This is a genomic window from Sphingobacteriales bacterium (assembly GCA_016700115.1).
In the GTDB taxonomy this organism is placed as follows: Bacteria; Bacteroidota; Bacteroidia; order Chitinophagales; family UBA2359; genus UBA2359.
Genome location: CP064999.1, coordinates 4,926,067 through 4,949,421, shown reverse-complemented (window position 1 = coordinate 4,949,421; position 23,355 = coordinate 4,926,067). Strand labels below are relative to the sequence as shown.

16 protein-coding genes and 1 pseudogene are annotated in these 23,355 nt (G+C 36.6%); 6 read left to right on the top strand and 11 right to left on the bottom strand.

Translation table 11 applies throughout. The annotated features are described in order from the left end of the window. Position 1: 1 nt before the first annotated feature. The 4 genes and pseudogenes from IPM47_17675 to IPM47_17660 all read right to left on the bottom strand — a co-directional run bounded on the left by IPM47_17675 (position 2) and on the right by IPM47_17660 (position 3,789). Entirely contained in the window at positions 2-211 is a 210-nt protein-coding gene (locus IPM47_17675; GenBank protein QQS28655.1) for a hypothetical protein, read from the bottom strand. 188 nt (positions 212-399) lie between these two features. Then, the gene (locus IPM47_17670) at positions 400-2,058 is read right to left on the bottom strand and encodes a tyrosine-type recombinase/integrase (protein ID QQS28654.1); all 1,659 of its coding nucleotides are present in this window, start codon (positions 2,056-2,058) and stop codon (positions 400-402) included. Positions 2,059-2,510: 452 nt separating this feature from the next. Further along, positions 2,511-3,032 carry a cupin domain-containing protein gene (locus tag IPM47_17665; GenBank protein ID QQS28653.1) on the bottom strand — a complete coding sequence of 174 codons (522 nt, stop codon included), beginning with the start codon at positions 3,030-3,032 and terminating at the stop codon, positions 2,511-2,513. 354 nt (positions 3,033-3,386) lie between these two features. After that, positions 3,387-3,789: pseudogene (locus IPM47_17660) on the bottom strand (tyrosine-type recombinase/integrase). A gap of 173 nt (positions 3,790-3,962) precedes the next feature. Here IPM47_17660 and IPM47_17655 point away from each other — a divergent pair. Beyond that, positions 3,963-4,895 (top strand): hypothetical protein, encoded by a 933-nt coding sequence (locus IPM47_17655; protein QQS28652.1) that lies wholly within the window; start codon positions 3,963-3,965, stop codon positions 4,893-4,895. A 669-nt stretch (positions 4,896-5,564) separates the two neighbouring features. On the opposite strand, the gene IPM47_17650 is transcribed toward IPM47_17655, so the two are convergent. The 5 genes from IPM47_17650 to IPM47_17630 form a co-directional block, all read right to left on the bottom strand. After that, a complete protein-coding gene (locus tag IPM47_17650) occupies positions 5,565-6,287 on the bottom strand; it encodes a hypothetical protein (protein ID QQS28651.1) in 723 nt (240 codons plus the stop codon). A gap of 142 nt (positions 6,288-6,429) precedes the next feature. Beyond that, complete coding sequence (locus IPM47_17645; GenBank protein ID QQS28650.1) at positions 6,430-7,824, bottom strand: hypothetical protein; 1,395 nt, start codon at positions 7,822-7,824, stop codon at positions 6,430-6,432. 84 nt (positions 7,825-7,908) lie between these two features. Then, the gene (locus tag IPM47_17640) at positions 7,909-8,583 is read right to left on the bottom strand and encodes a hypothetical protein (GenBank protein QQS28649.1); all 675 of its coding nucleotides are present in this window, start codon (positions 8,581-8,583) and stop codon (positions 7,909-7,911) included. Positions 8,584-8,593: 10 nt separating this feature from the next. After that, positions 8,594-8,854: a hypothetical protein gene (locus IPM47_17635; protein QQS28648.1), complete on the bottom strand. Its 261-nt coding sequence runs from the start codon at positions 8,852-8,854 to the stop codon at positions 8,594-8,596. Between the two features lie 315 nt (positions 8,855-9,169). Then, positions 9,170-10,303 carry a PDZ domain-containing protein gene (locus tag IPM47_17630; GenBank protein ID QQS28647.1) on the bottom strand — a complete coding sequence of 378 codons (1,134 nt, stop codon included), beginning with the start codon at positions 10,301-10,303 and terminating at the stop codon, positions 9,170-9,172. Positions 10,304-10,508: 205 nt separating this feature from the next. Here IPM47_17630 and IPM47_17625 point away from each other — a divergent pair, with 205 nt between their 5' ends. Then, a complete protein-coding gene (locus tag IPM47_17625) occupies positions 10,509-12,392 on the top strand; it encodes a PDZ domain-containing protein (GenBank protein ID QQS28646.1) in 1,884 nt (627 codons plus the stop codon). A gap of 218 nt (positions 12,393-12,610) precedes the next feature. Next, on the top strand, positions 12,611-13,315 hold the full coding sequence (locus tag IPM47_17620; GenBank protein QQS28645.1) for a response regulator transcription factor: 705 nt from the start codon (positions 12,611-12,613) through the stop codon (positions 13,313-13,315). Between the two features lie 74 nt (positions 13,316-13,389). On the opposite strand, the gene IPM47_17615 is transcribed toward IPM47_17620, so the two are convergent. Continuing rightward, entirely contained in the window at positions 13,390-15,714 is a 2,325-nt protein-coding gene (locus IPM47_17615) for a hypothetical protein (protein ID QQS28644.1), read from the bottom strand. A 110-nt stretch (positions 15,715-15,824) separates the two neighbouring features. Beyond that, positions 15,825-17,054: an ATP-grasp domain-containing protein gene (locus IPM47_17610; GenBank protein QQS28643.1), complete on the bottom strand. Its 1,230-nt coding sequence runs from the start codon at positions 17,052-17,054 to the stop codon at positions 15,825-15,827. 765 nt (positions 17,055-17,819) lie between these two features. Here IPM47_17610 and IPM47_17605 point away from each other — a divergent pair. From IPM47_17605 to IPM47_17595, 3 genes are all read left to right on the top strand, one after another. Next, positions 17,820-19,583 carry a ComEC family competence protein gene (locus IPM47_17605; GenBank protein ID QQS28642.1) on the top strand — a complete coding sequence of 588 codons (1,764 nt, stop codon included), beginning with the start codon at positions 17,820-17,822 and terminating at the stop codon, positions 19,581-19,583. 131 nt (positions 19,584-19,714) lie between these two features. Further along, a complete protein-coding gene (locus IPM47_17600) occupies positions 19,715-20,356 on the top strand; it encodes a murein L,D-transpeptidase catalytic domain family protein (protein QQS28641.1) in 642 nt (213 codons plus the stop codon). A 546-nt stretch (positions 20,357-20,902) separates the two neighbouring features. Further along, positions 20,903-23,350, top strand: coding sequence for a transketolase (locus IPM47_17595; protein ID QQS28640.1), 2,448 nt, complete (start codon positions 20,903-20,905; stop codon positions 23,348-23,350). Positions 23,351-23,355: the final 5 nt, after the last annotated feature.

Genomic DNA, 23,355 nt, shown 5'->3' with positions numbered 1-23,355 from the left:
TTTAGTCTTTCCCCCCTTTATCATCTTTATCGTTATCTTTCCCCTTTGAAGTTGAAGCACTCCATGTGTCAAGATTAGTAGTGGCAACTGGGGTTGTCCACGAACGCGTGTCTGCTTGATGGTCATAACTACCCAAACGGTTTTCATCAAGATTGTTTAGAACTTCAATTTCAACTGCCTTTTCAATAATGGCTTCTGCTAAGTAACTCATATTAAAAAATATTAAAATAATACCTACTCCCGTTTAAAGTGTTTTTTCGGCATATTCCCACTTGTTTTGATACTCCTTAAAAAATATTTAGATTATGCTCTCTGTAAAAATATAACTTTACAGAAATTCGATTATAAATTCCCCCTAACATCTACTTATACGCAAAAACCTGCGCATTTTTCAGTTTTTTACTTTAGCAAAGTATCCAAAGGGCTTAGCACCCGTTGGATAGTTCTATTGCTTACATGGGTATATCGTTCGGTCGTTTTAGAACTATTATGCCCCAAAAGTTCTTGAATGATTCGTATATCTGTACCGGCTTCATGCAGATGTGTCGCAAAACTATGTCTGAGGCTATGAAAACTCACATCTTTGCGAATACCTGCTTTATGTTTTGCTGCTTGAAATATAGCTTGAATACTCCTCGTACTATAATGGTCGTCGAACTGTCCTTCAAATAGCCATGTTTTGGGTTGATAGGCTTTGTAGTATAAGCGCAACACGTCTAATAAAGTTCCTGAAAGCATCACACATCGGTCTTTTTTTCCTTTTGCTGCTTTTATATTGATAACCATACGTTGTGAGTCTATATTTTTTATTTGCAAACTCGCCACTTCACTTACCCGCAAACCCGCAGCATAACCGAACAAAAGCATGGTTTTGTGTTTCAGATTATCTACCGCATCAAAAAGCGATTTTACTTCTTTAGAGCTTAATACTTGTGGCAGTTTTTCTGACTTTCGGGGAAAGGGTAAATAAAACTCCCAATCTTTGCGCCGTTGAATCTGTATATAATAAAATCGCAAGGCGCAAATCATGGTTACCATTACAGATTCGCCCCACCCTTCTTTAACTTTTCTTGTGAGCCATGCCTGTGCTTGAGCCGGCGCAATAGCATCGGGGTGTTGTTCTGCGAAAGCATCACAGTATTCTTTAAAAGCCAAACGGTAGTTTTTTACCGTATTCCAGCTATATTGCCGTAACATCAGGGCATCTGTATATTGCATAAAAACCGTTTGAAGGGTGGCAGATAGACTTTCTATCCAATCTTCGTTTTGTTTTATGTGTTGGTATTTCCCTTCTTTTACTGTATTTGCATATACTTCTTCCGGAATTTCTACAGTGATACCCGCGGCTTTGAATTTTTCTGCCAAACCTTCCCGAATAGAATATTGGTTGATTATGCGCCAACACTTTTTGCCCTTATCATAATAGCGGCTTTTAGTACTTTTGATGATTTGGTAAGCAATTGCATGATAAGGTAGCTGAACTAATACAAATTCTTTCTTCTCCGGATGGACTGACATCTTTACCGTTTCGTTTCGGGGTATGTGCTGATCAAAGGATAGTAACGGAACCTCCCAGCCCGTGATTGATTTAAGTTTTGCAAAATATCCCTTTCGGGCAGGTACAAACCAACGTTGTTTATCTTTTAGCCATACTACTTTGGTAAGCTCCTGTTTGAGTTTCTTCCCTACATCATAACTGCAATGTACCAACCAACCTCGGTTTTCATAAGCAACTATACGCAAGTATGGGGTAGCCTCTTCGTCTGTTTTTATCGTTTTAACAGTTGCAGAGGTGCTTGCTATATCAGTATGATGAGCCAAAGGCTCAGTCTGAACAAGGGCGTTGCTTGTTTCAACTATTTGGAGGGTTGTAAATTGTTGTTTTAGTTGGTTAAAAACTGCTTTTTCGTAAGGTAAATACCAGCATTTATAGGTTTTGCTATATTTTAATGTGCCGCACTCCCGTAACACTGCTTTTACAGTTGCATCGGGGTAGGTTTTTAAGCCTATCTTTTTACCCTCGTTTTTGTAAAAGAGCGGAAAAATCTGCAAGGACATCCTACTCGGAGTTATTTGTTAGTACAATAGTGCAAGATTAAACTTTTTTATTCAAATCTTCAATACTTTAACCTTATAATTTTAAACTTTTTTTTTGCAGGTGTAATATGTATTGTTTACCGTACTGTTAGCACAGCCGGAATATGGGTAAGAATTTTATCTAATGGTGGTTTGCAGGGTTAGTTTTGCAAACCCTTCTAACACAGATGAATAAACAGAGGGGGATTATGCTGATATAACGCCTGTTTTTCCCATATTAAACTTCAATCGACTCTCCAATAACTTTTTATATCCCAAGCTATTTTTCTAATCAGTTAGTCCACCAATCTGCATAAGCCTTTAATTTGATAGTAACTTTATTAAAAATCGGGTATTTAGCGGTTTTTGAGTAGTTGTGCAATAGTTACCCGTGTTAACGGTTGGTTTGCTGTCCGATCATAGCGGTCCCAGTGTCATGGTTTTGAATTGCTGTCGTAAAGTTTGTATCCTAACACTCTTGCATATGGTCTTAGTATCTTTTTAATTGTCTTTTGAGCGTTTACAGGTGCGTCAACCACATAGCTGTCGAACAGGTCGCCAAACATTGACATTTTGAAAAAGAAATGAACCATTTTTAGTTTTGAATTACTGTCCATAAGCGGATAAAACTGTGCAAGAGAATATGCAAAACTTACAGGAACATAATCGGTGTCTTTGTCGCAAGTGATTACAACTTCTGAATCAGTCTTGTTAGAAAAAGTATGATACTGTCCTTTCTGGAAACTTATTCTGCTACCTGCTCCCAATTCACTTGTTTCGCCATTCAGCTTTACTGTTAAAGTTCCTTTTGTAACGGTTGCGTTTTCGTCAAAGCCAAGGTGAAGATGTTCCGGTGGACTTGCTGACCCTGAAACAAGTGTAAGTTCGCTGTAAACTTTGTCACCGATTTGTTTAATAATGGTCTGCGTAACGCCTTCCATTTTGCTGCTGAACACCTGTCCCGTTTGAAAGTAATTGCCAAATCGTGGTGGTTTTAAAGGAAATAATATGTTGTATAGAACAGGAAGCAGAATGATTGTCAAAATGATTAAAACTGTTGTCTTTGTTTGTAGGTTTTGGTTTGTTGTTATTTCTTGTTGTTGTCTTGGTTGTGGTATCTGTTAAACTTGCCACCAACATTTATATAAATCCAACTTTTCGCTTATAAACTCCAAACATGCGTTTATTTCAGCTTAATCTGCAGGTTTGTTAAGTCAAGGGAGTTATTTTAAGTTTTTAATCGAAATAGGTTTTGGATTTACTGTCGGGATAAAAGAGTTCTCTAATTTGGTAAAGTTAATCATTCGATGTTATATATCCAAACTATCTAATGGACTTTTAATTTGGTCGAATCCTTTGGTGGTTACAGGTGTGTAAACCTCTGTAGTTTTAGAACTTTCGTGTCCCAATATTACCTGTAAATAGCGCAAATCTGTTCCGTTTTCTAAGAGATGAGTTGCAAAACTGTGGCGCAAAGTATGAACGCTTACTTTCTTTTTTTATCCCTGCTTATTTGCAAATTTTCTGAAAAAATGCCTGTATGCTTCTTGTCGAATACTGTCCGCCTTCTTGTCCTTCAAACAACCATTCATTGGGTATGTATTCTATAAAAAAAGTTCGCAATAGGTCAAGCGTTTTGATAGAGAGCAACGTATAGAGGTCTTTTTCCCATTTACCTTGTTCTATTCTGATTTGTTTTCTTTCAGAATCCATATCTTTGATTTTCAAGTGGTTGAGTTCGCTAATTCGCAAACCTGCCGATTATTTACCATCAGGATTGCTTTATGTTTTAGATTTTTAACCTGCTACTATCTAAAATTTCCCCCTATATTTATTGCTTAATAGCCACTTTTTAATACAATATTCAGTCAGTTTACATGGGAACTATGAAGAATGAACTTAGATATTTTCTAAGGTGTTTGATAACAGGTGTCGTTGTTGGGCTGATTGGTTCGAAATTGGTCATCCCTTTTCTATCTTATGCCTCCATCACTTGTTTGTTTGCAATTCCGGTAGTCCTGGGAGTTGTTCCTTTAACCGGGGGACTTGCTTTCAAACAGATTTCAAACAGACGGGTATTAACGGGTGCTTTGCTTACGGTGTCTCTTTTTTTCCTGACCCTGTTTCTGTTATTTTTCATTGATCTGATAGGTTTTATTATTCTTTCAGTTCCTTATTTTTTGATTGGGACAATTTCCGCTTTGATCTTCAGAAATTTTATTCCGGAACATGGAAACAGTTATTTGAAGTTGTTGATTGTTCTGTTATCAGCTATAACAATGTCCTGGATTGAGCTTGGCATAAAAAGACCTTCGGAAGTTTATACCATTACGAATGAGGTTGTAGTAACAGCAACTGCCCAAACCATCTGGGATAATATTGTGGAAGTCGGAGCCATAGAATCACATGAATATCATTCCGGTTTTTTTAACCGCATAGGCATTCCAAGGCCCGTTAAAGCAACCGTCAACAAAAAAGAAGTAGGAGGGCAAAGAGTTGGAAACTTTGAAGGCGGGTTAAAGTTTTTGGAAAATATTACCCAATACGAAGCCTTTAAAACAGTATCTTTTGACATTAAAATTGATCCTCGCTCAATCAGCCCCAAAGTGTTCGACTTACAGATTTTTACCGGCAACTACTTCAATTTTATTGATGCAACTTATCAACTGACCGATTTGCAGAACGGACAAATCCGTTTATCCCTCTCTTCGAGTTATCGCCTGACTTCTACAGTTAATTTTTATGGTAAAATTTGGGGCAATCTGATTCTGTCTGACTTTCAGAGCAGATTGCTGAACGTCATTAAAAACCGGTGTTAAACCCTTGATTTAATCCTCATAGAATTAGCCCAAGACAAAATTAACGGATGATGTAAAACCTCAATAAACAGGCAGCTTTTTAACCAAAATAACAAGTCTGTTTTTTTTGCCAACCATTAAATTTGCAGACCTTTATGATGAAAACAGGGGGTTTTTAATCAAAAAACAACGGCCTTCAACCTGTTTTTACACTACCTTGGTTTAAAAGTTGCTAAAATTGTCTCAGGAACCGCTGAAAAAGGTTTCAATTAAAACTTTAAAAATTGCAATTTAAAAGAAGAAAATTACAATTTAAAAGAAGAAAATTACAATTTAAAAGCCGGGAATTATAATTTTAACGAAGAAAATTGCAATTTAAGAGAAGAAAATTACAATTTAAAACATGAAAATCTCAATTTAAGAGAGAGAAATTGCAATTTTAAAACTAAAAATTTCAATTTTAAAGTCCAAAATTTCAATTTTAAGGCTAAATATTGCAATTTTAAAGCCCAAAATGTCAATTTAAATCTTTAAAATTTCAATAAAAATGTCCTTTAAATCCAGATGATTTTTGCAAAAATCCCATATCATCAGGAATAAATGAACACATTTTTAATATCATTCCCATAAAATGACCGGAAAATTCAAAAGAGGTTGGGGATCATTGAAGTACAATCAGAAAAGCTGATTTTACCAGATTTCAAAAATTACGGTTGCCCAGTTATCCTTCATGATAGCGTTGTTTCTGCGAATGGCATTGGCTTCAATTTGCAAAATTATCTGATCGAGTTCTTCTTTTTTTTGGGCGGATAACAATGCCACGGCATCATTCCAAACTTTTTCACGCCATTTTGTAAGTAGTTTGGAAATAAGCCATTCGTCAGCCCGCCACATCAGTTTATCTAACAGTTGCATTTCGGGCATAGCCGGTGCTAAAATTTCATCCTGAACAGCATCTATCGTTAGACTGATAATATCGTTGACCCTTGTATAGTCTTGGTAATACAACTCTTTTTCTTCTTGAGAAAGGATGCCCCAGTTTTCGTGAAACAAGTCGTACAGGGTCAATGAAAGGTCATAATTTATATGGGCATTTACACCCATTAACAATTTTTGAAGGGCGGAGGTCATTTTTTCCTTTGCCGTATTATGTGCAAAGACCCAAATCAATGGGGTAGTGGTGATGTTTTTTTCATAAGCATCCAATGCCACAAAATAATAGCCTGCAAAGTGATGAAGCAACGTATTGACCCATTCAGGATGGTGAAACTTGTTCCCCTGAGTTGCTTCAAGAACATTGGAGGTCATCCGCATATAGCAACTTAAAAAAACAACCCGGTCATCAGAATTCTCAGTCCATTGATTGACCAAACCATTCATTTGACTTAAAATAGGAAACTCGTTGTGCGTCATGCGTGTTTTTTAGAAGGGGTAGCAAAATTTTCAATCTAAGGTAATAAAAGTCCTTGATAGAAACAAATAAAACATCACCAACTAAACCATATATAAACGATTAAAAAGAAGAAAATAACAAGGAATTTTAGTATAAAAAATGCTAACCAAACAGGAAAAAATGGGGATAGTGATTATAGGGTTCCTGTTTCAAAAAGTCATAGGCAATAATTGTAAGTTGGTTAAAATCCGGTCCGGCTTCTTTTGTTTGAGTTAATAACAGACCGATATGATAGCTTTTTGAAAACAGTTTTTTGTGCAGGTCGTAAAAAAGATAAGGCAACTCAGCCCTGCCATTTGATACAAAAACCCATCCTATAAATTTCTTTGTATTTGATGCAAGCACCTTCAGTTTTTTCTCTAACTGATCAATCATTGTTTCGCTGTCATTGGGTTGAGTTGGCATGATGTCGAAAATAGCTTCGTTTATAAAAACAAAGTAAGTTTCTTTTTCGCTGTCATACCCTAATTTTCCGTTCAGAACACCGGCAACAGGAAGGTCGTTTTTAAGATATGCAGAGATTTCGTGTTTAATGTTTTTCGACAAAAAAATCATGTAAGGAAACTCGTGCCGGTTTGTATTTTTCAGAGATTTAAAATAACGCAACAATTGAACCGATTCATTGTTACAGGTCAAATCATATAGAGGACATTTCATCACAACACAGTCTTGCGTATAGTTCAGTTCGTTTTTAATAACTGGTTTTTGGATTTCAACAGAATCCTTTTTTTCTTCGGATAAAAAGGAATTTACAGGTTGAAGTTCACGATGATGAAGAGTTTTTCCGAGCCCGGACGTGTCGGGTAATGTTCCGGTAAATTGTACCAACGGATTTGCGGTTGCAAAATATACCTCATTACTTTCGGTTTTATGAGGACAATAAGACGGATTAGAAGAATGGAATAAATAGTAATGGGAAGTAGCTGAAATATCGTTTTCGTCTGTTGCGTTCTCTTTTGACCAAAAATAAAGCCCGTCTTCTTGTCTGACCGGATCAAAAATCATGGCAATCTGATAGCTCAATGTTATCGTTCTTTTGAAATCCAAAGCATCTGTTTTTGACATATACACCCCATAGTTGGGGTGGGAGTGAAACAAACCCAACCGGACGACCGAAGGGAAATTTTGCTTGATTTGAGCTAAGCTGTTTTCTAATTCATCATAAAAGCGATTGGTAAATTTTATCATCACAGGCGAAGCAAAATATTCAACAGGCTGGATGAAAACGTCTGTAATAATTAAAAACTTTTGTTGTTTCCATTCAGCATAGTAACCTAATAAAGCTCCTCCTAACTCGAGTGATGTGTCTGAACTGATATGATGCCATATCATTTCATGCACCTGACGGTTCATAAAAACCTGTAATCGTTGCGGAACAAGCGAGGGATTTATTTTATTAGTGGGTGGGCTATGAATATCTGTAAAATCGGAATTTGAAAAAGGATTTTGAACAGATACGGGCTCATTTTTTTGCTCTTTAATTATTCTGATTTTCATGGGCATTTTATTTTATCAGGTTAAAAAGCAAAGGCATTTTTATGGGGTTAATCCATGAAATTTGTACAAATCCGGTACTGCCTGTTATTTTCCTTTTTCAATCCTCACTTTTAAGGTATCGGCATTTTGAGGAAAATGGCTTTTATTGGTTTGCTCCTGTTGATAAAGATTGCGGATGGCTTTGATTTTTATTTTAGAAATCTGCAAATCTGTTTCGGGGGATTCAACTTCGGGGTTATGTTGGTTAGATTCTAAATGTTTTGATTCCAACTGACCAAACAACACAAAACTATCTTGTAAGGGTATCGGGTCAATGGGAATTTGATGGGTTGCAATCCATTCTGAATCGCATAAAAAATTAGCAGGACTTTTCAGGTTGTATGAATCGGGTTTAAAACAAATCATTTTGGCAATATCGAGCAGTAAGTCTTCGATATGAATACCGGGATGCCAGTTGTTCAGATACCATCCATGACAAACATCGCCGTTTTTGTAAACGTTAGGATGAAAAAGACTTTTGGTAAATGAAAATTTTGGAGGTGCAGAAAAGGGATATTGTTCGGGAAACATCAGTTTTACCTCATGATGGGTAACCACTTGCCCCGAAATATTGATATATCCGGACAATTGAAATGCCAGTAAATATTCAACCGGAGGCATCCCTTCCACTTTAACGATAGAGATAAAGGGGTGCTTTTCGATAAAATGCGAAATTTTCTGATAATCACTTAATAAACGGATATCCCTTGCTCTTCCCATTACAGGTGATTTATGGCGCTATTCCTTGGATGGTTTCGTATTTAAGAATACATAAGTCGTATTCTTGAGTTTCGCGCGATTTTAAGGTGTCAATTTCAAGATAATCGAAAGACTGGGTTTTGTTTTGCAACTGCCTTTGTTCTGCATAATCTATTCCAAGAGCATGTGTAATGGCAGGCAACAATTCTTTAATAATCACATTATCCGGCAATTCGATTTCTACTTCTTTTCCAGTGGTACTGTCTTTAAGTAAAATGGTGATTGAAGACATTTGTCTGAATTTTTCCTGAAAGAAATTTTGCTATTTGTTACAAATATAGGAACAAATATGTTGTAAACTTTTTTTTAAAATGAATAATGACCCCAAAACCACTCTTTATTTTCTTTTTAAAAATTTAAAAGTCGGGCTAAAAAAAACAACGTAAGGAGAAGAATTAAAGGATTAGTGCGTGTTTAATGTCATTTGACTTCAATTAAACAACATTTAAACAGTCTGAAAAAAATTTTTAAAGACAGACAAAATGCAAAAAAAACAAAAAAGGAATAATGACCTGAATTTAGGATTCGGATTTACGGTTACTCTGTTTTATTTTGTTTCAATTTTTTTATTGTATGTTTTTCCATCCTGATTAATTTTAAGGATAAAGTTCTCAGAAAAAGAAGCTTTACCAACAGAAATTGTTTTCGAAAAATTTCCTTTAAAGTTGTTTACCTCTTCCTCAAAAATTTTATTACCCTTGCTGTCATAGAGTTTAACTACGATTGGAGATTTGTTTTCGAGTGAAAAGTAGATCTCAATTTGTTTGTCTGAAGGGTTAAAGGCCAAGCTAAGATTGTCAACTTTAAGGGTGTTAACTTCATTTTTGGGATAAGCAGAATTGTTGTCGTTGTAATCTTCATATTGATTCGGGTTGAAATCTTTCCATTGTTCCTGCATTTCACCTTCTTGTGGTTGTATTTGGCTAAACATCTCTTCCATTTTTCGCATTAATTCTTCCATTTGTTGTTGAAAATCGTTCATACCGGGATTGTCTTTCCAGAAATCCTGATTAAAGAAATCATCCATATTCATGTCCGGTTGATGGGGGGTATAGGCCTGTTTATTTTCGGCTTCCTGCAAAATTGCTGTTGTAGTTTTCCGGTTTGAGTTTCGCATATATTCAATGGTAATCATGTCGCCGGGCGAAAAATTGCCTACCTCTTCAATCAGTTCTTGAGCCGAGTAAAGTTCTTTTTCATTGATAGTCAAAATCAAATCACTTGCCTGTAGCCCTGCAGATTCCGCAGCACTTCCTTGAATTACCGTTTGAATTTTAACACCTTCTTCATCATCATCTGTCTCATCAGAACTGATGATAACTCCTAATGCTGCGTTTTTAGATACAGCTTGTTTGTTGCTACGATCGTTTTTGTTATACCTCTGTGATCTTTGATGTGACTTGTCAGCAAATTTTCCTTGTTCATCCAAAGGAAATTCATCCGAATACCTGTCAGGGGCTTCCTGAACATCAGGAATACTAAATTCCTGAAACAAATCCTGATATTCATTGCTGTTGTTTAAAACAGTATCAATAATAGTTTCTTGTCCGTTGATGTTGGATTTGATTTTAACCCTGATTTGAGAATCGGAATTCTGACTAAAGGCAGTGCCACGGAAAGTTAAAAGGACGGAAATTATCAGAAAGATCCAGATTAAAAAATACCGGAATATTGATTTCATAGTTTATAAGATTAAATTTTGATGATTTAGCAAACAAATATAGAAAGTGCTGCAAACTTAATTTGTTAAAGGAGGGTTAATTATAGTTAAAGTTTGTTAAGTGCCTAAACCTAAACGCAATTTCAGGTATTTTTGTTGGCATTGTTTAGGTTTAATATAATGTAAGTTGAGATTAGACAAATACTTAGCGGCAAGAATTGGGAATATGCAAAACATTCAAATAAGGTTGTTGATTTCTGTGATGGCCATATCTTTATTAGGTCTCATAATTCTTCAATACAAATGGATCAAAGAAGCGATAGCCGCAAAAGAGGCATTTTTTAGTTATACGGTCAATGAGGCATTGGAGAAAGTGGCTCATAAAATGGAGAAATTAGAAGCCGCACAGATAATGTGGTCAAGATACGGACCAATATCTGAACAGGATCCTAAAAATCTGCCCCCGCCGTTTACGCCACAAATTACCAAAACTGAAAAAATTACAATTGATTCAATCAATTCGGATAATACAGTTATAGTCAAAAAATCAGTTACCTCAAAAACCGGAGGTGCATTTTTAGGCGTATTGTTAGACATGGCTCCAGAAGAATTAGGGCCCGGAGTATTGGTAGCAAAAGTGATTGAAAACAGCCCTGCAGAAGCAGCCGGTTTGAAAGAGGGAGATATTATTACTGCTATTGATTCAATCAAAGTTTATGCCGCTTTGGATGTCCAACAAGTAGTTGGCAATCATACTGCCGGTGATAAGGTTGCAATCAGGTATAAACGTCCTCGCATTTTACAACCACAAACCTTAATTGCAGAAGCCACAATTGTCAAACCTAATGATGGGCTTAATCTGACGGACAATGATGTGGTGTACCAAAAGATGTTATCTGTTCAGCAGTTACAGCCTGATTCAAACATGTTATGGTTTGAAAATATTGACACTACCGCATTGGCTACCTTGGCTGTCAAGATGGAGCAAAGTTATCAACATATTCAAAGTATAGCAACAGAAATGTTGTTGATAAAAAAGCCCATTAAAGATCGTTTTGACCGAAAAGCTTTGGAAGCAACCTTGAAAGCAAATTTAAACAATGCAGGTATCAATATCCCCTATGAATATTGTTTGCGTTCCGGTGAAGAATGTACAACAAATAGTAATGTTGTGTATGCGAATTGTAAAGTTGCTGATTTGAGTAACGAAATTCTCTCCACGCCTTACCGGAAAACAATAGGTCAAAGTGCTCTTTTCGCCCCAACTGCAGAATTGTTGTTATATTTCCCGAACAAACAACAACTCATTTGGAACTCATCCGTTTTTATGTTGGGGTCTTCATTTTTGTTCAATTTGCTTATTCTGGGAATTTTTACCTATACCATGCTGACAATTATCCGTCAGAAAAAACTGTCGGATATGAAAACCGATTTTATCAATAATATGACACACGAGTTGAAAACTCCGATTTCAACCATCCAATTGGCTTGTGAAATTTTGACAGATAAATCGGTTCCTAAAACAGAAGCAAAAATTGACCGTTATGCTTCCATGATTCAGGAGGAAAACTACAGGTTACAAGACCATGTAGAAAAAGTGTTGCAATTTGCACGCCTCGAAAAAGGGAATCTGAAACTTAACTTAAGCGATATTGACCTGCATGTTGTTTTAGATGAAATAGTCCAAAAAACCATGTTACAGGTAACAAAACTAAATGGCAACCTGCATACTCATTTTGATGCAAAACATACTATAATCAACGGCGATTTGATGCATCTTACCAATGTCATTTATAATCTGATTGACAATGCTATCAAATATGCAAAACCGGATGTGCCGCCAGATATTACCATATCAACTTACAATAACGACAATCAATTAGTAATTGCCGTAACCGACAATGGTATTGGCATGACCAAAGAAACCCAACACAAAATATTTGAACAATTTTACCGCGTTCCAACCGGTAATATTCACAATGTAAAAGGATTTGGGTTGGGTTTAAGCTACGCAAAACTAATGACCGAACAGCATGGAGGTTATATTAGGGTAAACAGCAAACTTGGAAAAGGAAGCACTTTTGAAGTCCATCTTCCATTTGTTGTTTAAATTTTTTTCTTTCAATCTTGCCATTTATTTTAAGCAATTTTAGTACGGTGTCATTTTGTTCGTCAATTTGTTTAACTGTCAAAACAACTCAACACGTTTTTTTTTCGTTTCCTGAATATGAAAGCATTAGCAAATGCTGAAGTACAATTTCTCCCAATTTTTTTACAGCCAATTTTTTATTGTTTATTTATTAGTTAACCCACGACCTTAAAATCTTTATGAAAAATCCAAAATTGTTACTTGTAGAAGATGACCCCAATTTAGGAGATATTTTACGGGAATATCTGACTGAAAAAGGTTATGATACAACACTTTGCGAAAACGGGGCAGAAGGCTTTACCGCCTATAATAAACATAGTTATGACATTTGTGTGTTAGATATTATGATGCCGGTAATGGACGGCTTTACACTTGCCAAAAAAATCAGAGAGAAAAATGAATTTATACCCATCATTTTTTTGACGGCAAAGTCAATGAAAGAGGATAAACTGGAAGGTTTTAAAGTTGGTGGGGACGATTATCTGACCAAACCATTTAGCATGGAAGAGTTAAAACTCAGACTTGATGCGATTTGGAAGCGTTGTCAGCAACAAAATACGGTAATAATAAATACCGATATACCTGATCAGTTCACAATCGGAACCTATGTTTTTAAACCTACTCAACAGGTTTTAGAATTAGAAGGTGAAGTAACCAGACTGACCACCAAGGAAAATGCCCTGCTTACCATGCTCTGTCAAAATAAGAACAATATTACCGAGCGTGATATCACCTTAAAATCTATTTGGGGGCAGGACAATTATTTTACCGCCCGTAGTATGGATGTTTTTATTACCAAACTGCGCAAATACCTTAAAAACGACCCTCAAATAAACATTATCAACGTTCATGGAAAGGGTTATAAACTCATTGACGTTGTATAAATGACGGCTGCCGGTACTGTTTCAAAGAAACAGAAAGTCTTGTCAATGGTTAGTATTTATATTTGAGGACTTTTTTATCTGACAATCATCAGTTTGGTTACCGCGTTGTCCGACCCATCAGAATTGCTGCTAAAAACGAGGTAAACACCTGTGGCGGCTTTTTTGCCGGTATAATCCCGTCCGTTCCAAACAGCAGTTCCGCCATTGGCAGTGATTTCAAAAACTAAGTTTCCGGCAATATCGGTAATTTTTACATTGGCATTTTGTGCCAATCCTTTAATTGCAATGTCTCCTTCATATTCAGGCCTGACCGGATTGGGGTAAACCATGAGCTCACCGTTGTTAAATCCACCTTCAGTAGCATCAGTACGGTACGAGACTAACCCACGGTCTGTTCCGATATATAATTCTCCGCTTTCTCCGTCTAAAGACAAGCCGGTAATAAAATTGGACAAGAGGGGGCTGTTTTTGGTGGTGAAATATTCGAGCGGTTGAGTTCCATCCGGTGAAATCAGCCAAAGCCCGTTTTCAGTTCCTATCCATTTCCGGTTAGCACCATCTACTACAATAGCCCTTATAATCTCCGTTTCCAACAGATATGCACCAAAACCGGTAACATCAACATAGGGTCTTACCGCATCACAACCGTTTTGAAACACCATGAACGGGCAATAATAAACACCGATACCCTCCGTTGTTCCTACCCAAATAGCCCCGTTTTTGTCTTTGGCAAGGCAGGTAACTTCGACTATAGGCAAATTGCCTTGTCCTGTTCCTGTTTTAAGCAGTTTGTACAAATCATCGGTGGTATTTTCTAAGTCAGCACCATGATTAAAAACCAAAAGGCCGTTTTTGTGTGCTGCTACCCATTTTTGACCGTAATCATCCACAATGATTTGTGTGTAGGGATTGGGAGGGCTTCCCGGAATAAAAGGAGTGGTAAAAGATTTCCATTCACCTTCTGGGGTCATCACAGAAATGGCATTTGGGGTGCCATAATTTGCGACCCAAAGATTGCCGGAAGAATCAAATGTCATCCCCCCAATCCGGCAAGTACTTGGGTCACCAACTGTATATTGCAGAGAGCTGTTACCTGGATCTATTCTTCCATAATCCGACCCGTTAAAACTGATAATTCCTTTATTGTATGAACTGATATAGTAAGTACTTTGGGTAGGAAAATTAACGATATTTAAAACATCATCCACCCCTTCAAATGCTTGGTTATTGCGTGAGCCATAACTTTCCCAAAATCCCTGTCGCAAAATACTGACTCCTTCTTTATTTGTTTTTCCGTTCCAGGACGAATAAGTAATTCCTCCATGAGCCACCCAAATATCTTTGTTCAAAACAGCACAGCTAAATACATTGGAACTATAAGGCCCTTGTGGTATGATTGTTTCTGAATAATCAAGACCCATCTTAATTAAGCTGCGCCAAAAATCAGCAGCCCAAACGTTTCCGCTCTCGTCCGTAAAAGATTTAACCGGGCGAAGCAAATTCCATTTTTCGTATTGAATAATGCTTTGATCGGGTTGAATAACAACAACACGGGCAGACTGTGCATTATTGGCATTGCAACTGTTTTGCCATTCACAAATTACCACCTGATTGTAACTCACTTCAACCGATTGAATACACCAGTTGGCATTGCCATAAACGAGATCCCATTCTGTTAAATCGGAAGACTGATAAATCAGCCCGTCTGCTTCGGCATAAAATTTTGAATTGGAATACACTATATTTTTGGTTTCCAGGCCTTCAGGCATAAACTCTCCGATATGTTGCCAGTTGCTGAAAAATGCAAGATTAGGATGATTGATATTTGCGCGATACAATCCATTTTCTGTCGCAGCTACAATATTTGTGTCATCAGTTGCTACCTGATAAACTTTGATATAAGCACCATTAGCTCCGATGATATAAGTATCTTCAAATTGTCCGGTTATTATATTGAACAATACGATGCCAAAACTACAAGAGAAATAAACTTTGTCGCCATAAGGCAAGATATGGTTAATCGTTTTTTCACCTGCAATATTCGAACGACTGATGTCGGGATAATTCTTAATCGTACCATTGATGTAAATATCAAAGTTAGAACTGTTATAGGCAATGATTAAGGCATTAACATTACTGTTGTAGGCTAATTGAGCGATTCCAAGCTCACTAAGTCCATTCAAGCCGGTTATCGGATAAATAGAGCCGTCTGTTTTATTGTACTCGTAAAGGTAATACTTCGTGCCCACATAAATTTTTTCCGGAGTCTGGGCTAAAGAAGTGGCATCAGTTTGAGGCAGATAAACCCTCCAACTTCCCAAGGCCGCCGGTTGTGCAAATAATGTAATACAGGCAAACAAAAGGAACAATAAGACCGATAACATGAAATTTTTACTCATGATGGCTTTTTAGACACAATTAGATGGATTGTGAAGATTGCTGATGCTGCGAAGATGAAGGATTTTGGCAAATGGTTGTCAGCGTTTTAAAATTGCAAAGCTTAGGCCGGTTAAAGAACTGGTTTATCGGGGGCCGGTGCAGAAGCGTGAAAATCCGAATAAATTCTTTTGGCGTAATTGTCTAATAATTCGAGTATTCGGTTTCTTGATTCAGATTTGACGATAAACCCGATATGGTAATCGTTATTTTTAAGCCTCCAACATATTTCAGGATCTGTAAACATAGAATCGTCAGGTTGTTCCTGTTTGGTCAGTGAGATGATTATTCCGGAATAATCTTTTTTAACAGCAGGCAGTGTATATGGTTCACCCTTTGCCATGCAGGTTTCAATAATTGCCCATTCTTTCCATAAATTAATTCCAGAAGAAGCTTCGACCAGTTCAGCAATATGCGCACCACCAACCCTCGATGAAGTTTCCAGAAAGTAAAGTTTTCCGGTTTCATGATTCTTAATTACTTCAGTATGTGATGCACTGAAACGCATACCAAAAGCTTTTAGAACCTCCTGATTGAGATTCAAAAAATCTGTTTTTTCAGCAGACTCATGTTCGACCGAAACAGACATGAAAATTCCGCCGCTGTGCGCTACTTCAAAAGGAGTATTTAGATATTGTGATACCCTTGCAAAAATTACATTTCCATCCACAGAAAGTGAGTCAATATGATAAACGTCACCGGGGGCAAATTTTTCGATTAAAAAATTATGCCGGTCGTTTCCGAGTTTTTTGTTTAGGTGCGACCAAAGTTCTTCGGATGAGTATATTTTTTTAATGCCAGTTGCTGAAGCAGCGCTTCGCGGTTTTACTAACCACGGAGGTGAGACTTGTTGTGTAAAATCGTGTATTTGAGCATCGTTGAACAAAGGGCTGAAAGGAGGTACGCTAATTCCGGCTTCTGAGGCTTTGATTCGCATAGCCAGTTTATCTCTGAAATGACGGGCTGTAGATTGTCCCATACCCGGAATTCTGAAATGTTCGCGTAAATGGGCAGCTTTTTCTACATCAAAATCGTCCAATGCAACAATTCTGTCCACTGTCATACTACGCATAACATGGGCAAGCCCTGCAACTAAATCGTTTAAATTCCATTCACCCTCTTCGTTTTGATTCATGTAATAAACTTCATCCAAAAAAGCTCTTGGCCAAGGTTTGTTCTCTAATTTTTTAGAGGTAACCAACAAAACTTTGCAGCCCATATTTTTGACTGAAATCATAAAATCATTTCCTTTGAAAAAAGAAGCAATACAAAGAATGGTAATTGGTTCAGCTTGTTTGGACATGGTTAATTTGTGAAGATTTTTGAGTATAACAGGGCGCAATTTAAGAACTATTTAATTCAAAGTTCAAAATCAGATAAATACTTGGCGCTTACTCCATTAACTTAAAAATTTTATAAGACATATAAATTTTGTTTTCTGATTAAAATGGTTAGTTCTTATATGAATAAATAGTTGTGAGATTGGTTAAATTTGCATGTATTTGATTTTCTTTTATTGATTAACCAATGAAGTTTTAATACTTGACTTATCAATTTAATTCCCATTTGGTTAGACTAATTTGAGCCAAAAAAACATCAGGTTTTTATACCTCCATAAAGCAGTCAAATGTAAAGCTTTGTAAAATTGGGATTGGATTTATTTGTTTTTTCAAGGACTAATAATTTATAATTTCTGAATGAATCTGATAAATTGGGACGAACTACCCGTAGTTAGAATATTGCTGCCATTTATTATTGGCATCCTATTGGGTATTCGTTTCAATCTACCTGCAACAGGCACACTGTTGATGTTGGCGGGTTTATGGCTGGTAATTTTAATGCTTTTTAACTGGAAAAAATGGAAAAGCGACTTTGTGTACCAATGGGTTTATGGTTTTTTGTTATTTTTTTTGATCCTATTCATTAGTTTTGAACGTACAAATCAAAAAAAGGATATAAACCATCCCCGTCATTTCGCTCATTTTTTGACAGATACTTCTTATGTAATGTTGAGATTAAATGAGCCGCTAATCGAAAAATTCAAAGTTTTAAAGCAGAAGTCAGTGTTTTGGAAATCAGAAATGGAACCGACCAAAGATCGGTTTTTGGTAAAGCATTGGTTTATTTTGAAAAAGATAGTTTGGTTCAAAATCTAAAATATGGCGATTGGATTTGGTGTAAATCATCGCTCAAAACAATTAAACCTCCCCAAAATCCGGGAGAATTTGATTATAAAACCTATTTGTCGCACCGTCAGATTTACCACCAGGCTTATCTGGAAGCTAAAGATTTACTGGAATTAAATATTAATACCGGTAACTACATATTTACTTTTGTTTATCGCTTGCGCGCTTATTTTATAGAGGTTATTAAAACCTTTTTAAAGGGAAATGATGAAAAAAGCGTTGCAATGGCGCTATTTTTAGGCTATACTCATTTTCTGCCTGATGATATTGAAGAAACTTATTCTCATACCGGAACCATTCATGTATTGGCAGTTTCCGGGCTGCATGTCGGAATTATATATTTGACTGCAAACTGGATACTTTCTCTTTTTTTTAAAAGAGGACGCTGGACAATTAGGGTAAAAGCGGCTTTAGTGTTATTGATCATCTGGTTCTATGCAATGTTGGCCGGATTACCTCCTTCTGTTACGCGTGCAGCAGGAATGTTTACCATTTTTACGATTGCCAAAGTGTTTTACCGGCAAACCAATTCCTACAATATTATTGGTTTTGCTGCGCTCATTACTTTGTTTTTAAACCCTTTCACACTTACAAATATTGGTTTTCAATTGTCTTATATCGCCGTTTCAGGAATAATATTCTTTCAACCTAAGTTCTATCAAGCCTTAAAAATAAAAAACCAAATATTAGATAAAATCTGGCAGATTAGTTCGGTTACACTGGCAGCACAAGTGGTCGTAACACCTCTCACAATGTATTATTTTCATCAGTTTCCAACTTACTTTCTATTGGCCAATTTGTTGGTAGTACCCGTTACAGGATATTTATTGCCTTTGGGTTTTTTGTTATTTTTAATTTCACCTGTTGAACCGGTCGCTAAGGTTTTAGGCGCAATTTTAGATTGGACCTTAAAACTCATTAACTCCTATTTATATGAAGTTCAACATCTTCCCTTCGCAGTGATTCAGGGATTTTCAATCTCAATGGAAGAAACGGTTGCTTTATATGTAATTATTGGAATGATTACCTGCACTGTTTTAATGAGACAAATCCAAATTGTTAAACTAATTTTATTCCTGTTTCTGGTTTTAGGACTTGGTTGGGCTTACCAGAATTACCAAATGCAGAAAAACAAAGAAATTATCGTTTATCAGTATAAAGGTGCCTCAGCTTTGGAACTGGTTTATGGTAATCATTCTGTTGTTATTTCGGATAGTTTGGGCTTAGACGAATTGTTTGCTTCATCAAAGCGAAGCCATATCATTCGGGAAAGGAAATTTTTACCCATCCTGAGACAAAATAATCAACCGGAGATTCAATACGCTCAACCTTTCCCGCAAAACCTGTTGATAGATCCTCCTTTTCTTAAGTTTTTTGACAAACGATTTCTCCTGCTTTCCGATTCTACAGATCATTGTAATTTTTCAACCGGCTCTTTGCCTTTGAAAATAGACTATTTAATATTGACCCATAATTGCCGGGCGGAATTAAATGAATTAAAAAACTGTTTCGAGATTGATATGATCATCATTGATGGTTCAAACAAGGGCTGGGTTGCAAAAAAATGGATGTCAGCGGCTGATAGTCTTTCCTTAGATATATACAATACATTTGAAAAGGGAGCGTTTGTTTACAAATTTCCATAAACTTAACTATGCATCTTTTGACATTCTGAAATACACGTTAACACGTCCATGAAAAGACCTGAGCCTTATTATTGTTAGCATACTTACCATTTTTATGACCTATAAATTTTTAACACCAAATATAAGTTGAAATGAAATTAGCCATTACTGTATTATGCATGATTCCTCTGTTAGTTTTGTCAGAAGGATGTGAAAATTTAAACGCAGATAAAATGAAAACGATAGGCGAGATGAAAACTGCCAAAAGTGAGGATTATATTGAAAAAGCAAAAGAAGCCAAAAAATTTTGTGACAATAGAAATTATAACAACCGTTTTTTTATTTTAATAGATTTAGGACAACATTCGGGGGTTGAACGTTTTTTTGTATGGGATTTTAATCAAAACAAAATTGCTCATAGTTTTTTAGTAAGTCATGGGTGTTGCGATAATCCTTGGGGTGGAGATAATTCAAAAAACAATGTCGAAACAAGTAATGTTTCCGGTAGTCATTGTTCTTCTGAAGGCAAGTATTTAATTGGACAAAGAGGATATAGTAACTGGGGTATAAACGTCAAATATTTAATGCATGGATTGGAAGCTTCCAATCAAAATGCTTTAGACCGTCAGATAGTCTTTCACGGATGGGATAGAGTAACCGATTATCCGGTTTATCCAAGAGGAACAGTGGAAGGTTGGGGTTGCCCTGCTATTTCAAATTCAGCAATGAAACTGATGGACAACAAAATAAAAAATGAAAAAAATAAAAAAATTTTGATGTGGATAATTAAATAGCATTTATCACATCCTTTTTTTATAAAGGCTTTAGAATATCATTCAAATTTGTTCCTCAGTTATATAATTAGAGCATAGTTAAACTTTGATGAGTCAAAAAATAGAAAATGAGATTTTGAAGATTATGAACATTTCATTTGTAATGAAACAATCAGTTGTTAATGCTTATGGATTTTAAAACCCAATGCGATAAACATTGTTGCCCTTAGTTAGATAAGTTTATATTTGAGTGTATCAACAGAGAAATTGAACTTTAAAAACGCGCTGTTTAAAATCAAAGTATAACCGGTTAAATTAGAAGCTCACCGTTTCTTGCATTTTAAAATTCAGTTCAATTCCCTAATACAGCAATTGCCTTATAAGTTTGAGAATCTGACAATAACCATGATTACTCACGAATAATTGTCAAATGCCTTGTTCAAGCACTTTTTTTAGATTATCTTGCAACGCCTTTGAATAATTTCGACGTGTTTCTGATTTTCAGGCTTCCTGTTTTAGAAACTAATCTTCAACCCATTTCAACAAACAGTATTATTCTGATTAGATATGAGTTCAACCACCTTAAACCGCATTTCACAAAAAGAAATACAGTCCTTAACCGGCAAGAAGCTAAGCGTCGAAGATTTTACAAAAGAAGTATTGGATGACTACAGATTAGGCCGTTTGAGCAGAGAAGCCAGTATATTAGGTCGTAAAGAAGTATTAAGCGGAAAAGCCAAATTCGGCATTTTGGGAGATGGTAAGGAGTTGCCTCAGATTGCAATGAGCAAAGTCTTTGAAAAGGGTGATTTCCGCTCAGGATACTACCGCGACCAAACACTTATGATGGCTTTGGGAAACGTAACCGTACCTCAACTATTTGCTCAGTTGTATGCTCATCCTGATTTGGAAGAAGAACCCCATTCTGCCGGCAGGCAAATGAATGCTCATTTTGCAACCCGAAGTTTAAACGAACAAGGAGAATGGAATGACCTGATGCAAATTAAAAACACTTCAGCGGATATTTCAAGTACAGCAGGTCAAATGCCCCGAGCTGTTGGTTTAGCTTTAGCTTCAAAAAAATATCGCGAAATTGATACCTTACAGGAGTTTAATAAATTTTCTGATAACGGCAACGAAGTCGTTTTTGTTACGATTGGAGATGCAAGTACATCGGAAGGTATTTTTTGGGAGGCAATGAACGCAGCTGGGGTAATGAAAATACCAATGATAGTTTCAGTTTGGGATGATGGTTATGGAATTTCTGTACCTATTGAATTTCAAACAACAAAGGGCTCTATATCAGAATTGATGAGCGGTTTTAAAACTGATGAAAAGGCAAGTGGTTTTGAGATTTATACAGTTTTTGCCTGGGATTACCCCTCTTTGATTAAAACCTATCAGACTGCTGTTGCCAATGCAAGGAAAACACATACACCGGTGCTAATTCATGTTAAGGAAGTAACCCAACCGCAAGGACATTCAACATCTGGTTCACACGAAAGATACAAATCGAAAGAGAGATTGCAATGGGAAATTGACAAGGATTGTTTACTTGGTTTTCGCAATTGGATTTTGGATACAGGATTAGCCGATGTTCAAACCTTAGATATAATTGACGATGATGCTAAAGCTGAAGCCAAAGAAGCTCAAAGAACAGCATGGAAACAATTTAACTTGCCTATTCAGAATGACCTGAAACATACCCTTGAAATTTTTGACAGACTTTTAAAGGTAGTTGACCAACCCGAAATTTTGACAAATGCCAAACTTGCTTTACAATCTGAGCTTAATCCTACCAGAAGAGAGGTTGCTCATCACATCAGAAAAACTTTAGCGGAACTCAGGTTTGAACATCCTCAAAATATAAAGGAACTGAGGGATTGGAATAACAGCTTTCAAAAGAATAACCTGCAATTATATACCACTTACTTACACAGCCATTCCAAACTGAATGCTTTGTTAGTTGAAGAGATTCCTCCGGTTTACAGCCCTTCATCTAAAATGGTTAATGGATTCGAAGTGCTGAATGGTTGTTTTGATGCCATATTTGATCGCGACCCTCGTGTTTTAGCGTTTGGAGAAGATTTAGGACAAATTGGCGATGTCAATCAGGGTTTTGCCGGATTACAATCTAAATATGGAATCGAAAGGGTTTTTGACACGGGTATTCGGGAAGCAACCATTATTGGCCAAGGAATAGGATTGGCGATGCGTGGGCTTAGACCTATTGCTGAAATCCAGTACTTAGATTATTTTATTTATGGGCTTCAACCTATTGCGGATGATTTGGCAACTTTGCATTACAGAACTTACGGGGGCCAAAAAGCGCCAATGATAATTCGCACAAGGGGGCATCGTTTGGAGGGTATTTGGCATACAGGTTCTCCTATAGGTATGATTCTAAATTCAGTCAGAGGTGTTTATCTCTTAACACCAAGGAACATGGTACAAGCCGCAGGATTTTATAACACCATGATGCAAAGTGATGAGCCTGCTATTATTATTGAGTGTTTGAACGGTTACAGGCTAAAAGAAATGATGCCGGATAATCTTTCAACTTTTACCGTTCCACTTGGAGTTCCGGATGTGTTAAAAGAAGGTAAGGACATCACATTAATAACTTATGGTTCAAGTTGTAGAATTGCATTGGAAGCTGCCAATCGTTTGGAGCAGGCAGGTATATCGTTAGAGGTAATTGATGCCCAAACGTTACTCCCTTTTGATATTCACCATAAAACAGTTTCATCGCTTAAAAAAACCAACCGCCTGATTGTTTTGGATGAAGATGTGCCCGGAGGTGCATCTGCTTATATCATGCAACAGATTTTAGAAACTCAGGGCGGATATTATTATTTAGATTCTGCTCCTGTTACACTAACCGCAAAGGCAAATCGAGGTGCTTATGGTTCGGATGGTGATTATTTTTGTAAGCCCAATGCCGAAGATGTTTTTGAAACTGCTTATGCCATCATGAACGAAGCAGATCCATCAAGTTATCCAATGTTTTTATAGTGGAG

Bases quoted from the DNA above. Each gene is read 5' to 3' on its own strand.
- IPM47_17675 (QQS28655.1), bottom strand. From the start codon at position 211: ATGAGTTACTTAGCAGAAGCCATTATTGAAAAGGCAGTTGAAATTGAA.
- IPM47_17670 (QQS28654.1), bottom strand. From the start codon at position 2,058: ATGTCCTTGCAGATTTTTCCGCTCTTTTACAAAAACGAGGGTAAAAAG.
- IPM47_17655 (QQS28652.1), top strand. From the start codon at position 3,963: ATGAAGAATGAACTTAGATATTTTCTAAGGTGTTTGATAACAGGTGTC.
- IPM47_17650 (QQS28651.1), bottom strand. From the start codon at position 6,287: ATGACGCACAACGAGTTTCCTATTTTAAGTCAAATGAATGGTTTGGTC.
- IPM47_17645 (QQS28650.1), bottom strand. From the start codon at position 7,824: ATGAAAATCAGAATAATTAAAGAGCAAAAAAATGAGCCCGTATCTGTT.
- IPM47_17640 (QQS28649.1), bottom strand. From the start codon at position 8,583: ATGGGAAGAGCAAGGGATATCCGTTTATTAAGTGATTATCAGAAAATT.
- IPM47_17635 (QQS28648.1), bottom strand. From the start codon at position 8,854: ATGTCTTCAATCACCATTTTACTTAAAGACAGTACCACTGGAAAAGAA.
- IPM47_17630 (QQS28647.1), bottom strand. From the start codon at position 10,303: ATGAAATCAATATTCCGGTATTTTTTAATCTGGATCTTTCTGATAATT.
- IPM47_17625 (QQS28646.1), top strand. From the start codon at position 10,509: ATGCAAAACATTCAAATAAGGTTGTTGATTTCTGTGATGGCCATATCT.
- IPM47_17620 (QQS28645.1), top strand. From the start codon at position 12,611: ATGAAAAATCCAAAATTGTTACTTGTAGAAGATGACCCCAATTTAGGA.
- IPM47_17615 (QQS28644.1), bottom strand. From the start codon at position 15,714: ATGAGTAAAAATTTCATGTTATCGGTCTTATTGTTCCTTTTGTTTGCC.
- IPM47_17610 (QQS28643.1), bottom strand. From the start codon at position 17,054: ATGTCCAAACAAGCTGAACCAATTACCATTCTTTGTATTGCTTCTTTT.
- IPM47_17600 (QQS28641.1), top strand. From the start codon at position 19,715: ATGAAATTAGCCATTACTGTATTATGCATGATTCCTCTGTTAGTTTTG.
- IPM47_17595 (QQS28640.1), top strand. From the start codon at position 20,903: ATGAGTTCAACCACCTTAAACCGCATTTCACAAAAAGAAATACAGTCC.